This window comes from Gluconobacter sp. Dm-73, assembly GCF_018256215.1.
In the GTDB taxonomy this organism is placed as follows: domain Bacteria; phylum Pseudomonadota; class Alphaproteobacteria; order Acetobacterales; family Acetobacteraceae; genus Gluconobacter; species Gluconobacter cadivus.
The window spans coordinates 86859-102104 of sequence record NZ_JAERLW010000005.1; the positions used below are offsets into that span (position 1 = coordinate 86859).

Consider the following 15246-nt stretch of genomic DNA (forward strand, 5'->3'; position numbering starts at 1 on the left):
CAGAACCCGTCATTCCTGAATGTCTTCGCCGCAGGCTATCCCGTATGGTTCCACCCTCACCCGATTGTGACTGTCTGCGCCGCACCTGTCGCAGAACTGCGACAGGTTTTCGGCACCGGGTGCCTTATCCCGCCCTATGGGGTGCGCGATGACCGCTGCCGCTGCCCGGACATGCCTGTCGGATTCCTGGGCGAGATGCTCGACAAACTACAATCTGGACCCATCCGAACGCTGGGAAACGCAGGTGCTCAGCCAGCCCGAACTACGCTTTGTCAGCGGGCGCACGCAGCGACTGATCCAGAGTGCTCTTCCGGAAATGCAGCGCCTGCATACGCTCGTGGATCCGCTAGATTTTACGGTCATGCTGGCCGACCCCACTGGCGTCGTCCTCTCCCGGCACACGCAGCGCAGCAATCTGAGCGGCTGCCGACGGTGGCGTTTTCAGGCGGGTGCGGTCTGGGATGAAGCCAATGCCGGGACCAACGCGATCGGAACCTGCCTGCGCGAAGAACGCCCGGTCATGGTTGTTCACGACCAGCACTGGCGTCTGTGTTTCCGTAAGCTGACCGGCATGGCCGTGCCGGTTTATAACTCCATCGGGGATCTCGCCGGGGCCATCGACATCAGTTCTTTCGTGGCCGAGAACGTGCTGCCTGCCGCGCCGCTTCTGATGGATGCACTCCAGACAACGGCCCGGCGCGTCGAAGAGAAACTGTTTCACGACCGTTTCCGGGAGGACATGATCCTGACGCTTGGGCCGTCGACATCGTCTTCGGCCATGCTGGTTGCGCTGGATCGGGACGGGCATATCCGTGGCGCCACCCATGCCAGCCGCCAGCATATGAACTGGCCGAAAGGCGAATTATCGGGCCTTCCGGCGCTCCTGCCTCTGCTCGACAGTCAGGAAGAGCCGAATTTCCGGCGGGCAGAGGCGCAGGTGATCCGCTCCGCCCTTGGGACAGTCCGTGGAAATGTGAGCGCGGCCGCACGTCTTTTAGGCGTGAGCCGCGCCACACTGCACCGCAAAATCAAGGCGCTTGGTCTGGATCACTAGGACCGGACAAAGCCTTTGCGTAGTCGTCGGGTCGGAACCCGACCAGCAGCACATCCGGCCCCTCCAGCACAGGACGCCGGATCATGGCGGGATGTTCCAGCATGAGCGCCAGCGCCCGGTCCGTATCCAGAGCCTCCCGAAGCTCGGGCGGCAGTTTGCGAAACGTCGTTCCCGAGCGGTTCAGGAGCTTTTCCCAACCCAGTTTCGCAACCCAGCCCTCCAGGCGCGCCTGCGGAACTCCGTCTTTGCGATAGTCATGGAAAGTGGCCGCAACACCGTGCTCGGCCAGCCATGAGCGGGCCTTGCGCATCGTATCACAATTGGGGATTCCGTAGATCGTGACGGACATGAAATCTGTCTCCGGTTTCAGGCGACGAGGCCGCCATCCACCAGAATGGATGCACCAGTGATGTAAGAGGCATCGGGGCTGGCGAGGAAGGACACCGTGCGGGCAATGTCATTGACCTTGCCGTAGGATTCCGTGGCCGTGAAGCTGCGGATGACAGCGGCACCCTCACCGTCTTCGGGGTTGAGATCCGTTGCGATCGGGCCGGGCTCGACGACATTCGCCGTAATGCCCTGCGGTCCGAGATCCCGCGCCACGCCCTTTGCAAAACCGATCAGACCAGCCTTCGTCGCGGCATAGAGTGAAATACCCTGAAATGGTGCGCGCTCGCCAAAAGCCGAGCCGATATAGATCAGGCGGCCACCTGTCGTCATATATTTCAGAGCTTCAACCGTCTCGATCATCGCCGCGCGCAGGTTGAGGTTCAGGACATCTTCGATCTGCGTCACGCTCATCTGGGCAATCGGGCCGTAGGGATAGATGCCTGCATTGCACACCAGCGTGTCCAGACGCCCGAACGCCTCATGCGTCTTCGTAATCGCTGCAATATTGCCGTCCGCGCTGCCACCATCAGCCTGCACCGCAACAGCACGACGCCCGAGGGCTTCAACTTCGGAAACGACTTTCTGCGCGGCCTTTTCATTGCGGGCGTAAGTAATGGCGATATCAAAGCCATCCTGCGCCAGCTTCAGCGCAATGGCCGCACCGATGCCGCGTGATCCACCTGTAACGAGCGCTACTCTCTGGGTCATGATCCTGTTCCTTCTGGCTGCATGGACGAAAGATCCGTCCTTGATCTGGCAGATCATGAGCCATTTTCGAGCCGGACCCAACCTCCTCCGGAACATTGTGAAGACAGATCCCGACCACAGGCCTAAAACACAGCTCATGTCAGCACAGCCCCAACCCACAGCGCCTCGCCGGAAATGGACCGATATTATCGCGGGGCTCTCGCTGGCGTCGGTGAATATTCCGCAGGTGCTGGGCTATACGCGCATCGCGGCCATGCCCGCGGTTACAGGGCTTTATACGGTCCTGCTGCCGCTTGTGGCGTTCGCAGCCTTTGGGTCCTCCCGACATCTGGTTGTCGCAGCCGATTCCGCAACGGCGGCTATTTTCTCAAGCGCGATTGGCAAGATGGCGCCGCAGGGCAGCCCGCATTACATGGCGCTCGTCAGCATGACAGCGCTGCTCTGTGCAGCCCTCCTGCTTGTGGCGCGGGTCTTCCGTCTGGGATTTCTGGCGGATTTCCTGTCCCGTACCGTTCTCACCGGGTTTCTGGCCGGTGTGGGCGTACAGGTCTGCATCGCGATGCTACACGACATGCTCGGCGTGTCCGTCAGCGCGCATAACCCGCTGCTTCAGGCGTATGGCACGCTTCGGCAGATCCCGCAGGCCAGCCTTGTTGTCGCCGGACTTTCCGCTTTTACGGTCGGGGTTCTCATGACCGGACAGCGCCTCGCCCCGCATCTGCCAGCCGGGCTTTGTGTCGTTATCGGCAGCATCGCCCTGAGCATGGGGCTGAACCTTCCGCATCATGGCGTTCCCATCCTTGGCCGTGTCGCAGGCGGGTTGCCGCATTTCGGTCTGCCGGATGTCGCATGGAACGAACTTTTGGCCCTCCTGCCCGTGGCGGCGTCCTGCGTGTTCGTCATCATCGCACAGAGTGCCGCCACGTCCCGGGTCTTCTGCGAGCGGTTTCATGAAACCGTTGATGAGAACCGCGATCTTCTGGGGCTGTCCGCCGCCAATATCGCCGCAGGTCTGAGCGGCACCTTCACCGTCAATGGCAGCCCCACCCAGACCGCGATGGCGGTGCATTCCGGTGCGCGCAGTCAGGTCGCACAGGTGACGTTTGCCTGCGTGACGCTCATGGTCCTGCTGTTTCTGACACGCCCGCTGGAGGCCCTGCCCCGCTGCGTTCTGGCCGGGATCGTTTTTACCGTCGCCATCGGGATGATCGACCTGAAAAGCCTGTGCGCAATCCGGCAGGAAAGCCCGGGCGAGTTCTGGCTGGCCATGACGACCGCCGCCGTTGTCGTGGGAGTTGGTGTTGAGGAAGGCATTTTCCTCGCCATCGCGCTCTCGCTGTTTCGCCATGTCCGGCACAGCTACGAGCCGCATACGGTGGTCCTGCAACAGGCCGCAGGCACAGGAATTCTGGAAGCCCTGCCCGCGAAGGACGGGCTGGAAACGGTTCCGGGCCTTATCGTCTTCCGGTTCTGCGCGGATCTGTTCTACGCCAATTCGACGCGCTTTCGCCAGGACCTTCTGGCTCTGGTGGACCACGCGCCGCACCCGGTCCGCTGTGTCGTCCTCGATGCCAGCCCCGTCACGGACATCGACTATTCTGCCGCCGCCGACCTGCGCGACCTGATCGCACAACTCCAGCAGCGCGGGATTACACTAATTTTCGGACGGGTGAGCGTCTATCTGCGTTCAGACATGGACCGCCATCACATCACACCCGCCCTCGGGGCAGGGAATATCTACCCGGAACTACATACGGCGCTGAAAGCCGCCCACGATATTCTGGACGGCCCGGCGTTGTCCGTCAGGCCTTCCTGACGAACTCGGATTTCAGGTTCATCGCCCCGATCCCGGCAATCTTGCACGCGATATCATGCCCGTCTCCGCCGTCCGACAGGCGGATGTTCTTCACCTTGGTCCCGCCTTTGACGACCATGGACGAGCCCTTGATCTTCAGATCCTTGATGACCGTAACCGTATCGCCATCCGCCAGAACATTGCCGTTGGCGTCCCGGATCTCGCCGGACGCCGCGTCATTTTCCGCTCCCGTCTCGGCCGGGTTCCACTCATGCGCACATTCCGGGCACATCCACAGCGCACCGTCCGGATAAACATGTTCGCACCCGCAGACCGGGCATTTCAGATTGCTGTCCATGATGACCTTTTTTCGTTTGTGGCCGGACACTACTGCACGCAGTCCGTATTTCAAAACGGGGATCGGCCGTTTTCATAACCTGTTCGTTTGACAGGACGCGCGCTATCAACAGCCAGACATAGATTGCCACGCTGATGGAAAGACTGTTCCGATGTCCGACGCCACGCCCCAACCCGTTGCCGCCCCCCTGACGCGCGCCGCCATTTTCCTTGTCCTGAACATCAATCCCGGCACGGATGCGGAAAAGACCATCCGCAGCCTTTGTGCGGATCTTTCCGGCCTGCGCCGCACGGTCGGCTTCCGGGATCTGAACGGGCAGCTTTCCTGCGTTCTCGGGTTCGGATCAACGGCGTGGGACCGGCTCTTTCCGGGCCCGCGTCCACAGGAACTGCACCCGTTTCAGGAAATCAAAGGCGTCCATCACGCCGTCTCAACACCCGGCGACATGCTGTTCCATATCCGCGCCACCCGCATGGACATGTGCTTCGAAATGGCCAAGCTGGTCATGGAGCGCCTGCGCGCCGTCTGCACGGTTGTGGATGAAGTCCACGGTTTCAAATATTTCGACGACCGGGACCTGATCGGTTTCGTGGACGGCACGGAAAACCCTGAAAATGCCGCAGCCTGCGAGGCCGCCATCATCGGCGACGAAGACGCGGCTTTCAAAGGCGGAAGCTACGTCATCACGCAGAAATATTTCCACGATCTCGACGCCTGGAACACCCTGCCCGTCGAGATGCAGGAAAAAATCATCGGCCGCAAAAAGCTGTCCAATGTCGAACTCGATGACAAAACAAAGCCCGCCTACGCCCATAACGCCCTGAACGTTGTGACGCGCAATGGAAAACAGGTCGATATCCTGCGCGACAACATGCCGTTCGGCGAGGCGGGCAAGGGTGAGTTCGGCACCTATTTCATCGGCTATGCCCGCTCCCCGTCCGTCACGGAGGAAATGCTGCACAACATGTTCGTCGGCAAACCGGCAGGAAATTACGACCGTCTGCTGGATTACAGCCGTCCTGTCACAGGCTCGCTGTTCTTTGTTCCGTCTGCCGATTATCTTGACGATATCGACGCCTGATCGTGCAAAGAAGCGTGGTCACACGCTCGCCCGTAATGATAGACAAACCGGGCCATAAAGCGGAGCGTGGTTGAGCATGTATCACTGGGGCAAGCGGATCGCGCGCTGCGTGATGGGCGTTCTTGGGGTCCTTTTCTGCGCGACGGCCTATTCCGCTGACCTCACCGGCGGCGGCTCCAGCTTTGCCGCCCCGCTTTACCGGGAATGGGGCAAAGGTTTTCATCGCCAGACCGGCCTGTCCTTCACCTATCAAAGCGTTGGCTCCGGTGCGGGACAAAAGCTCGTTATGGCTGCGGGCGTGGATTTCGGAGCCTCGGATCTCCCACTCTCGGCCGCTTTGCTGGACTCAAACAGCCTCTATCAGTTCCCGACCGCACTGGGCGCGATCGTGGTGATTATCAATGTCCCCGGCATTGCTTCGAACCAGATGAAACTGGACGGCCCAACGCTCGCTGCGCTGTTTGACGGCACGATCACAACATGGGCCGATCCACGTCTCCGGGCCCTGAACCCCGGCCTGCGCCTGCCGGATCTGGATGTTCTCCCCATCCACCGCGAGGAAGCCTCGGGCACCAGCCATGTTTTCGCGGATTATCTGCATGACGTCGCGCCCGACTGGAAAACCGGGATGTGGGGTGATGGACCGGAAGCGCGGGGCAATGACGGGGTCGCAGCCAGCGTACGCCAGTCCATCGGGGGCATCGGCTTTGTGGAATATGCGTTTGCGCGCCAGAACAGGCTCAATACCGTCCGGCTGAAAAACCATGCAGGGCAGTTCGTCACGCCGGAAAAAGCGTCGTTCACCAGTGCCGCCACCAGCGCGGACTGGTCGCACGCTGAGCATTACGCCGTGAATCTTCTTCAGGCCCCGGCGCCGCAGGCCTGGCCGATCATGAGCGCAACCTTCGTTCTCGTGCCTGCCCATCCGACAGACAAAACGGCAGCCGCCGCCACAAAAGCATTTTTCAGGTATGGCCTGAAACAGGGCGATGACGTAACGCGGGATCTGGATTACGTACCGTTGCCCACGAACGTGAAAGACAGGGTCCTGTCCGGCTGGCCCTGAACCCTGCCACGTCATAATAACTTCACTTCACTTCCCCCTCCCCGTCCTGTGAATGGTCCGAACAGTCCATGCCCTCAGGGAAGGGGAACCGTCTTGCCAGACCGTGTTCCGGGTCATTGCCGATCTCCACACGTCTCCAGCCCTGCAGGAGCACTAGATCCGGTTTTCCCACCGCTGTTCCTGTCCGCCTCTATCTGACGGGATACTGGCATGTCCGAAGGACATTCTCCTTCGTTTCTGCGGCTGACAGGCCGATATTTTGCTCTGGTTTTCCTGATCGGAACCGCACGGGCGGCAACAGCGCCGCTCGTCACCGATGTGCTGCCATCAGGCGTTCCCCTGCCCTCCCCGGCACCGGGTTTCGTTTTACCCCCTGAAGATACGGGAACCGAACTTCTTGGGGATGTCGGCGGCGCACGATCCTGGCTGGGCCGGAAAGGGATCCGCTTCAATCTTCAGGATGTCGAGGAAGTCTGGGGCCTCGCTTCCGGCGGCCTGCACCCCGGTCCGACCTATGACGGCATGACGGCCGCAACGCTTCTTCTGGAAACACGCCGGGCCTTCGGATGGCATGACGGGCTGTTCAATATCAGCGCCATTCAGGTCCGGGGACGGTCTCTGGCCGGAGAACGCCTTGGCTCCCTCAATCCGGTTAGTGGTTATGATGCCGGCCGGACGACCCGCCTGTTCGAACTCTGGTACGGGCAGGGGTTTTTCGGAAACCGGCTGGATATCCGCGTCGGGACGATTGATCTGGATACCGAGTTTCTGGTCAGCCAGAACGCATCCCTGTTCCTGAATGCCAGTTTCGGCTGGCCACTCTCCACGTCCAGTAATCTCTACTCTGGCGGCCCCTCATGGCCGTTTTCCGCCGTCGGAACACGAATCAAATGGTCCCCCGCCTACCCGCTCGTCCTCATGCTCGCCATCACGGACGACAATCCAACCCGAGGTCCCTTCTACAGCACCCTCAGCCCCACACGGATCGACCCGTCGGGGACGACCTTTTCCACCAAGGGCGGCACTCTTTTCATGGGAGAGGCCCAGCTCTGGGTCGATGCAGCGCAAAGCCTTTCAGGAAAGGACGCCCCTGCCCTTCCGGGAACATGGAAAATTGGCGGACTGTACGATACAGGCCGCTTTCCGGACCCGCGTTTCGACAATCAGGGTGGCCTTCTGGGGAGTCCGGAGAGCAATGGCACACCCTTTTACCATTCCGGAACCTGGCTGGGTTATGTCGTGCTTGATCAGGCGCTCTGGCGCACAGTCGGCGATCCGGTCAAGGCCATCAACACTTTCGTACGCGCCACCATGGCCAGTGGCACCCGAAACCGTCTTACCGCCGAGGTGGAGGCCGGACTGACCTTTCAGGGCTTTGTCCCTTCCCGCCCCAATGACGTGATCGGAATCGGCTGGGGAACAGGATTTTTCAGCCACCGCGCCAAGGAAAACGCACGCGATGTCATCCGTCTTTCAGATAGCACGGCCAGACTTCTGGTGCCGGAAAACCATATCGAGCTGACATGGCAGGTTCCGATCCGCGATTACGTCACCCTCCAACCGGATTTTCAGTATTTCTGGAATCTGGGCGGTCAGGAACCGGTAAAAGGCGCCGCATCCGCATCGCGGGGAGCTGTCTTAGGTCTGAACATGACCACGTCCTTCTAAAACCGGTTTTATGATTTCAATTAAGTTTCAAACTTCGGTTCCGCTTTGCCCGGTAAGGTTCTGTTCACGGCCTGTAAAGCCGGTGACAAAGGAAACTATTCATGACGCAGGACAACGATTTCGGCGGTCTCTCGCCAGACGAACAGGCTCGGGCGCGCATGCGCTACGAAATCATCGATGACCTGGATGAAGAATTCGAGCTTTCTCTGGAAGAAAATGAAGGCGAAGGTCTCGATCCTGCGGACCGTGAGTTCCGCCGCACCTATTTCCGCGAACTGATCCGCCTTCAGGGCGAACTCATCAAGCTGCAGGACTGGGTCAAAGCCAGTGGCGAGCGGATTGTCGTCCTCTTTGAAGGCCGGGACGCTGCGGGCAAAGGTGGCGCGATCAAACGCATCACCCAGCGTCTGAACCCCCGGATCTGCCGCGTTGCCGCCCTGCCAGCCCCAAATGACCGCGAACGCACGCAGTGGTATTTCCAGCGCTATGTGGCCCATCTCCCGGCCGCAGGTGAAATCGTTCTCTTTGATCGCAGTTGGTACAACCGTGCCGGCGTTGAGCGTGTCATGGGGTTCTGCACGGACGAAGACTATGAAGAATTCTTCCGCTCCGTTCCCGAATTCGAGCGCATGCTGGTCCGCAGCGGAATCCGGGTCATCAAATTCTGGTTTTCGATCACGGATGAAGAGCAGGAATCCCGCTTCCGCGCCCGAATCGAAGACCCGCTGAAGCAGTGGAAGCTCAGCCCGATGGATCTTGAAAGCCGTCGTCGTTGGGAAAATTACACTCTAGCCAAGGAAGTCATGCTGGAACGCTCCAGCATCCCCGAAGCCCCATGGTGGGTCGTTCCCGCCGTTGACAAGAAACGCGCGCGCCTGAACTGCATCGCCCATTTCCTGTCACTCGTGCCCTACGAACCCGTCAACCGCACAGAAGTTGTGCTGCCGGAGCGGGTCTTTCATCCGGATTATGAGCGCGAACCCACGCCCGAGACCATGCTCGTTCCCGAACGCTACTGAAAGCCACGTCTTCTCCTCCCTCTGACGGGAGGAGAAGATGCCTGATTTTAATCAGTCATCCCCGGGAAAGAGCGGTCCTGACGCGACGTTGAAGGCTTTTTCCAAAGTCATTGAATGGAATTTCAATGAAACGAAAGGCAAAATAGGACGCTGCCAAGGATATTGCGAGAACCGGAACAAGCATCAGGGAGGCCTGTACAGGAAGCGAGTACGGAAGCAGGAAAGACGTCATCAACCGCGCAACAATGACGATAACCAGAAAATGGACGAGATATATTCCAAAGGAAATATCTCCAAGCCAAACCAGCCAGCGCACCGAAAGAAGCCGGGACATATGGCTCTTTGTCGCAAGGCCATAAATGATGACAGCCGCAAAAATGGCTTCGACAAGACTGCGGAACGGATCGTTGAATGCCGGATCAACCTGGCCTGTCACCACCTCCACTATCTTCCAGGCCCCAACAAGTCCGATCACCGCCGCATAGAAAAACAGGTCGGAATATCGTTTGTCATGAGCCTGTAAAATCCTGAAGGTCAGAATTCCGACAACAAAATCGACCGCGTAAACTACAGGAAGACTTTTCCCGCCACCATCGGCAGCAATAAACGATAATACCGCCGCAATGACAAACGTCAGTACGGCAAGCCAGAGACGTCCTGTGCAGGCTTTGACCAAGAATGGCAATATCAATGCCACCAGTAATTCGCAGGCGATCGTCCAGTTCTGGGGAACGAGAGCACTGTTCATGCCAACAAAACATCTGGCCAGGATCGAGGCCGACAACGGCACGCCATGCGGAAGCAACCCGGCAAACCAGGAATTGGTAAATGGCACGTCCCAGGTCGAAAAAGACGATTTTACATAAATAAGCGATAAAGCCGTTACGACTGCAAGCAACGGAACAATGCGGAAAAAGCGCCGGACGTAAAATCCGGCAAGCCCACTCACGCTTATGGACTTTCTGAAAAGAGACGGAGACAGGACGAAGCCGCTTAGAACAAAAAATACGACAACGGCCGCCTGCGAATTCAGAAAGATATTCTGGTATGCCAGCCAGAAAGTTTCGCCTCCAGGAAAGCAACGCACATAATGACGCAACAATACGGTTATGGACGCAATTCCCCGCAGTGATTGCAGAGACGGGATATGATCCCCTGAAGAGCTACTCAAACCGGTGGGCTCGTGCGTCCTGTCAGACATTTTGTTTGTTGTTCCTGAAACGGTTTATTATCCAACATTCATACTGGAAACAAAAAAAGAAGCACCCGTTTCCAGGTGCTTCTTCTTCAATCCCGGAACAGACTAATCGCCAGAGCGATTAGCAGCCCCAGTGAGACGTGTTGTGGATCACAGATGCCTGGGAATGCGACGAAGACTGTCCCGATGACGAGAAGCAGCCGTGTGAACCGCTCTGCTGGCCCCAGTTGAAAGAAGAGCTCCAGCCGCTACCGGACTGGGCGGAATTGCCACCAAACCAGTTGCTGCTGCCACAGCTGCTCGACTGCCAACCCTTGCAGGACGAGAAAGCATTGCTCCAGGACGCAATGATCTGCTTGATGGAAGAGGAGTAGTCACAGCCACCCGATCCCCAACCCCAGCCCCAGCTCGCGCCATGGCCGCCACAACCCGTGCTGGAGCCATTATGACCGTTCGATCCCGAGTGACCGTCGTGGCCGTTCCAACCGGAATGACCGCTCGAGTTTCCATCATGATGACCCCAGTGGCCACCGTGCCCACCACAATGGTTGCCCGAGTTGCCACTGTTCGCGGACGTATCAGAAATAAGATAATTACCGCTCTTATCCTGAGTAATCGCGAGGGTGCCCGGAGTATATCCGGAAGCCATCGTGACACTGTTCAGGGTCAGCGTGTGGTTATCGCTTTCCTGCACAACGAGGCTGTAGCTACCGTCCGTGTTCTTGACGTACGATGCTGAGAGCGGGGTCTCGCCCGTATTGGCTGTGATGCCGAACTGGGTTTTGGAAGAAACACCCGAGAACTTGGTGTCGACCGTTCCGTCCGAACCATTGAGGAAAAACTGCTCGCTCGACTTTGAGTCGAATGCAACAGAGACACCCGTCGTCAGAAAACCCGTGTACATCGTGCTGTTGCCAGAGAGCGTGATGTGCATCGAATTTTCGACGTTGATGCTGGCTGTCTGGCTACCAAACGTGGAATCAACCAGATTCAGCGTACCGCCGCCATTCAGACGAGAACCCGCGCCCATGAAAACGTTGCTACGGTTGTTTTCGATGGTGAGAGTGCCGTTCATGACGTTGATGTCGCCAAGCTGAACTGCAGACGGCGTATCGATCACGATCGTGCCGTACTGGAACACCTGGAAAGCACTGGTCGAGAAGACAGGAGAGCTTTCGCTGGACTGGCAGGACGTTGCCGTGATGTCGAGTGTGCCGTATCCACCGATTGTCAGGCTGGGAACCGGCGTTGCACTGACCGTGCTCGCGACAGCTTCTGCCGTGACAGTAGCGCTCGTACCGAAAATGGAAACGTCATGATACGTGGTCGGAGACTCACCCGTCGACCAGTTCGTGACATTATAAAAATCGCCGCTAGTGCCGCCGGTCCAATAAGTCGAAGCCATGTCGCAGTTATCCTGTACTATCGGGAGCAGTCCCGAAAATATTACAATCAATCCCAAGGCGCTCAATTATTGAGTTAGCGCACTTTTGGATCGAATAATGTGCACTTACTCGCACATCCGAAAAATCTTTTCTCATTAATAAGACGTTAATGAGTTTTTTTGTTATCAACATCGCTCTCAAGGCCGAAATATGCGCAACTAAGAGGGCCTTTCCAGCGGAAAGGGCCCAACAAAAAAAATCCAATCCAGACTTTTCGTCAAAAAAGCCAAATATCTTCGGCAGATATTCCCAATAGTTAAAATGTGATTAATTTTGCCCTATTAGAACAAATGCTTAATTTTTGAGCATCGATGAAAAATATACGGAAAATCAACGGAGCATTGTCATTCTCTCAACGAGACGCCCATGCCGCCGATGGCCTTGGCTCCGAACAAACCATTAATATGGACCGGGAATCGGGTTGGTAGGCAAATATGCTAGCGCTATGCCCTGCACTGGAAAGAATGAGCAGATCGGAACCTTGATCTTCCACAATCCAATCTGACTGCATTGGGTAACCTGCATCCGCGCGCAGGTCTTTCCACCCTCGTCAGCAATTTTGAGGTCATGGCGCTGCCCTCCCGAAATAACATCAAAACATTTTAGGAGAGGGTTTTTGTAGGCAACAGCATGAAAGGCGGGTGACAAACCAAAATAATTCGGCAAAACGCAAAGACGAATGATGATAATTTTATTTTCACGGCATGGAACAAACGTCTCAAAAGAAATAATCTTAGAACTTGAACATCTCCTGGACTGGAGGCATCCATAACCAGAATGATAGCGCTGAAGGGTTGACGCACTCTCGTGACTAATAGCCTCGAACCGGAAAATGCCCCGATCCCGGAGCAGGAAAAATTTACGAACGTCGGCGCAAAAGCCGCACGCGGTGCGGCACTTCTGCTCGGGGCCAAGCTGTCAGGTCGTCTCCTGGATTTTGTGTCGCTTGTTGTTCTGACCCACCTTCTGCTGCCGGCAGATTTTGGCGTCGTGTCTCTGGCCATGTCCGTCATTTATCTTACGGAAGCCATTTTCGAACTTCCCTTATCTCAGGCGCTCGTTGTTCTGGAGACCATAGACAAAGATCATCTCGACACATCATTCACGCTCAGCTTCCTGCGCGGCACCATTATTTGTATTATTATCTTCGTCATTTCCCTCCCATTTTCCATTATATACCACGACTCCCGGCTGTTTCCGCTGCTCATGGCGCTTAGTCTGGCTCCTGCCCTGCGCGGAATGTGGAGTCCGACCCTGACGCTCTACACAAAGCGTCTCGATTTTACGCGCGAATGTATCATCGATTTTCTTGGAAAATTTGGCTCTATGACCATTGCGGTTATTGTGGCCGTGACAACGCGCTCCTACTGGGCTGTTGCAGCCGCAACGATTACAAATACTGCTTTTGGGATGATCGTTTCTTATGTGATCTCTCCATACAGACCACGCTTTACGCTATCGCGATGGAGCGATTTCAGAAATTTTCTTGGCTGGAGCAGCGGAGGCCAGATCATCAGCGCCATCAATTGGCAATATGACCGCCTTATTCTGGGACGTATGGTTCCTCCGCAAACCTTGGGAGCCTTTTCGATCGCGAGCGATCTGGTGGGGATTCCGTCACAGGCCATTATCGCGCCTCTCAGTCGCCCCCTGCTTTCTGCCCTTGTGGCGCGGCGGGACAACATGGATCACTTCAGAAACCTCTACCAGTTGTCGAACGCCAGTGTGTTCATGATCATTCTTCCTATTTTTATTGAAATGTCTGCGCTTTCAGGGGAGATCGTCCACACGATTCTGGGGGCAAAGTGGGAAAAATCCATCACCTATATTTCCCTGCTCGCCATTCCACCGATCCTTGCAGGATTGGCAGAAGGCATTTCAGCACTGGTCATGGCTTTCAAGAAAAACCACCTTTACATGCGCCTTAATTCTCTGGAATTTGCCTTCAAGATCCCTATCGTCACAGGAGCGTCCTATTTCTTCGGAGCGCTGGGAGCATGCTGGGGACGCATCTGCGTCGCATTCATCATGATGCTTATCTATCTCTCGACCACAAAAACCCTGATCAAAGTCTCTTATGGCGAAGTCTTCTTTCAGAACTGGCGGACCTGCCTGGCCGGCATCGTGTCGTGGCTCAGTATAGAAAGCATCAAATGGTATCTTCTGCCGGCTGCATGGCCCGGCATTATAAAACTCTTCATTCTCGGCAGCGCTGGACTCATGGCTTATGTTCTTGCGCTGCTCGCACTCTGGTCTATGACCGGAAAAAAACCTGGATCGGTAGAAGCCAGGGTCGTTGGACTATGCATGTCAAAGCTCAGGAAAAACCGCGTCGCGCTTTGACAGGCACACTGTCTGCCAGACAGGCATTCATCCCTGTCAGTTTTTCCTACCCGAAACGTTGCAGCAATTCTTTCGCAGCAGCGTTTCCTCGCGATGCTGCGAAATGCAGAAGCCTTTTCGCCTCTGCGGGATCAGCAGCACATCCCATTCCATTATAGACCAGCTGGGCCAGTGTTACCGCAGCGCCCGCGTGTCCGGATTCTGCGGCCCTGCGATACCAGGAATGGGCCTCAGGAAAATTGGGACTCACACCATCGCCCTGAAGATTGATATCTCCGACCAACGCAATCGCTTCAACTTCTCCACCCTGTGCGGCTTTGCGCAACCACGTCTCGGCTTTGGAAACATCTCGCTCCACGCCACGCCCCTGATAATAGGCGATTCCAACCTTCATCTGTGCCGCAGGCCGATCATCTTCAGCAGCTTTCATGAAATGCTCGAAGGCCTGCGCGTCTTTTCCGCCCTCATATTCCAAAACGGTTCCGAGAGTCAGTTCAGCATCCGCAAGACCAGCCTGCGCTGCCTTGCGGATACAGGATAGACCCTGCTCGCGCTCCGCGGCATTTTGCGCAGCTCCAAGCAGATCAAGACCATAGCCATAAAGACCCTGCACATTGCCAGCCTCAGCAGACCTGCGATAAAGCTCCCGCCCTCTTTCAGGATCGCGCAGAGTGTCAGGCCCCTGCATCAGGAGATGAGCCATCATCGCCATACCGTCGGGATCTCCGCCGTCAACGGCTTTCTCCGCCCAGTGCAAGGCGCCTTCATAGTCAGGCGCTCCCTGTTCGGGAATTCTTTCAAAAACTGTCGCGCGATCTACGGATGCTGGGCCCAGTCCCATGTAACACAACTGTGCCAGTTTATGGCACGCTTGGGCGTGACCATGTTCTGCGGCTTTCTGAAACCAGCGCAGGGCTTCTCCGGGGTTTATAGGGACGTCTTTATCCGCCAGATAAAGCTCTCCCAGAACAAACTGAGCCTCCTCATTGCCTGACGTCGCCAAAGTATGAAGCTGTCTGAGTCCCTGCCTGGCCTTTCCATGCTCCAGCAGTCTCTTCGCATTTTGCAGCTTTGCCTCGGGCCGGAGAAATAACGGGAATCCGAGTTTACTCATGGGACTT

At 56.8% G+C, this 15246-nt stretch carries 13 protein-coding genes; 7 read left to right on the top strand and 6 right to left on the bottom strand.

What is annotated here, in order from left to right:
* Positions 1-148: 148 nt before the first annotated feature.
* Complete coding sequence (locus tag JK176_RS06785; protein ID WP_194268176.1) at positions 149-1054, top strand: helix-turn-helix domain-containing protein; 906 nt, start codon at positions 149-151, stop codon at positions 1052-1054.
* On the opposite strand, the gene JK176_RS06790 is transcribed toward JK176_RS06785, so the two are convergent.
* Both JK176_RS06790 and JK176_RS06795 read right to left on the bottom strand, forming a co-directional pair.
* Complete coding sequence (locus tag JK176_RS06790) at positions 1029-1403, bottom strand: ArsC family reductase (RefSeq protein WP_099287016.1); 375 nt, start codon at positions 1401-1403, stop codon at positions 1029-1031. The genes JK176_RS06785 and JK176_RS06790 overlap by 26 nt on opposite strands.
* Before the next feature lie 17 nt (positions 1404-1420).
* Positions 1421-2152: an SDR family NAD(P)-dependent oxidoreductase gene (locus tag JK176_RS06795; protein WP_211587175.1), complete on the bottom strand. Its 732-nt coding sequence runs from the start codon at positions 2150-2152 to the stop codon at positions 1421-1423.
* A 136-nt stretch (positions 2153-2288) separates the two neighbouring features.
* Here JK176_RS06795 and JK176_RS06800 point away from each other — a divergent pair, with 136 nt between their 5' ends.
* Positions 2289-3968 (top strand): SulP family inorganic anion transporter, encoded by a 1680-nt coding sequence (locus JK176_RS06800; RefSeq protein ID WP_211587176.1) that lies wholly within the window; start codon positions 2289-2291, stop codon positions 3966-3968.
* Here the strand turns inward: JK176_RS06800 and JK176_RS06805 are convergent.
* Positions 3955-4305 carry a zinc ribbon domain-containing protein YjdM gene (locus JK176_RS06805; RefSeq protein WP_194268180.1) on the bottom strand — a complete coding sequence of 117 codons (351 nt, stop codon included), beginning with the start codon at positions 4303-4305 and terminating at the stop codon, positions 3955-3957. The two genes, JK176_RS06800 and JK176_RS06805, sit on opposite strands and share 14 nt — an antisense overlap.
* A gap of 151 nt (positions 4306-4456) precedes the next feature.
* Here JK176_RS06805 and JK176_RS06810 point away from each other — a divergent pair, with 151 nt between their 5' ends.
* From JK176_RS06810 to ppk2, 4 genes are all read left to right on the top strand, one after another.
* On the top strand, positions 4457-5386 hold the full coding sequence (locus JK176_RS06810) for a Dyp-type peroxidase (RefSeq protein ID WP_211587177.1): 930 nt from the start codon (positions 4457-4459) through the stop codon (positions 5384-5386).
* A gap of 76 nt (positions 5387-5462) precedes the next feature.
* Positions 5463-6452 (top strand): phosphate ABC transporter substrate-binding protein PstS, encoded by a 990-nt coding sequence (pstS, locus tag JK176_RS06815; protein WP_211587281.1) that lies wholly within the window; start codon positions 5463-5465, stop codon positions 6450-6452.
* 210 nt (positions 6453-6662) lie between these two features.
* Complete coding sequence (locus tag JK176_RS06820; protein WP_249194300.1) at positions 6663-8120, top strand: carbohydrate porin; 1458 nt, start codon at positions 6663-6665, stop codon at positions 8118-8120.
* Positions 8121-8221: 101 nt separating this feature from the next.
* On the top strand, positions 8222-9139 hold the full coding sequence (ppk2, locus tag JK176_RS06825; RefSeq protein ID WP_211587178.1) for a polyphosphate kinase 2: 918 nt from the start codon (positions 8222-8224) through the stop codon (positions 9137-9139).
* Between the two features lie 55 nt (positions 9140-9194).
* Here the strand turns inward: ppk2 and JK176_RS06830 are convergent, their stop codons facing one another.
* The gene (locus JK176_RS06830; RefSeq protein ID WP_211587179.1) at positions 9195-10340 is read right to left on the bottom strand and encodes an acyltransferase; all 1146 of its coding nucleotides are present in this window, start codon (positions 10338-10340) and stop codon (positions 9195-9197) included.
* 118 nt (positions 10341-10458) lie between these two features.
* Complete coding sequence (locus tag JK176_RS06835) at positions 10459-11742, bottom strand: hypothetical protein (RefSeq protein ID WP_194262507.1); 1284 nt, start codon at positions 11740-11742, stop codon at positions 10459-10461.
* Between the two features lie 847 nt (positions 11743-12589).
* On the opposite strand from JK176_RS06835, the gene JK176_RS15160 reads away from it, so the two are divergent.
* Positions 12590-14125 carry an oligosaccharide flippase family protein gene (locus JK176_RS15160; protein ID WP_349291912.1) on the top strand — a complete coding sequence of 512 codons (1536 nt, stop codon included), beginning with the start codon at positions 12590-12592 and terminating at the stop codon, positions 14123-14125.
* Positions 14126-14171: 46 nt separating this feature from the next.
* On the opposite strand, the gene JK176_RS06845 is transcribed toward JK176_RS15160, so the two are convergent.
* Positions 14172-15239 (bottom strand): tetratricopeptide repeat protein, encoded by a 1068-nt coding sequence (locus JK176_RS06845; RefSeq protein ID WP_211587181.1) that lies wholly within the window; start codon positions 15237-15239, stop codon positions 14172-14174.
* Positions 15240-15246 lie beyond the last annotated feature (7 nt).

Coding starts and splice junctions, on each gene's coding strand:
- JK176_RS06810 (WP_211587177.1), top strand. CDS start 4,457: ATGTCCGACGCCACGCCCCAACCCGTTGCCGCCCCCCTGACGCGCGCC.
- JK176_RS06820 (WP_249194300.1), top strand. CDS start 6,663: ATGTCCGAAGGACATTCTCCTTCGTTTCTGCGGCTGACAGGCCGATAT.
- JK176_RS06790 (WP_099287016.1), bottom strand. CDS start 1,403: ATGTCCGTCACGATCTACGGAATCCCCAATTGTGATACGATGCGCAAG.
- JK176_RS06835 (WP_194262507.1), bottom strand. CDS start 11,742: ATGGCTTCGACTTATTGGACCGGCGGCACTAGCGGCGATTTTTATAAT.
- JK176_RS06800 (WP_211587176.1), top strand. CDS start 2,289: ATGTCAGCACAGCCCCAACCCACAGCGCCTCGCCGGAAATGGACCGAT.
- JK176_RS06785 (WP_194268176.1), top strand. CDS start 149: ATGACCGCTGCCGCTGCCCGGACATGCCTGTCGGATTCCTGGGCGAGA.
- JK176_RS06805 (WP_194268180.1), bottom strand. CDS start 4,305: ATGGACAGCAATCTGAAATGCCCGGTCTGCGGGTGCGAACATGTTTAT.
- pstS (WP_211587281.1), top strand. CDS start 5,463: ATGTATCACTGGGGCAAGCGGATCGCGCGCTGCGTGATGGGCGTTCTT.
- JK176_RS06845 (WP_211587181.1), bottom strand. CDS start 15,239: ATGAGTAAACTCGGATTCCCGTTATTTCTCCGGCCCGAGGCAAAGCTG.
- JK176_RS06830 (WP_211587179.1), bottom strand. CDS start 10,340: ATGTCTGACAGGACGCACGAGCCCACCGGTTTGAGTAGCTCTTCAGGG.
- ppk2 (WP_211587178.1), top strand. CDS start 8,222: ATGACGCAGGACAACGATTTCGGCGGTCTCTCGCCAGACGAACAGGCT.
- JK176_RS06795 (WP_211587175.1), bottom strand. CDS start 2,152: ATGACCCAGAGAGTAGCGCTCGTTACAGGTGGATCACGCGGCATCGGT.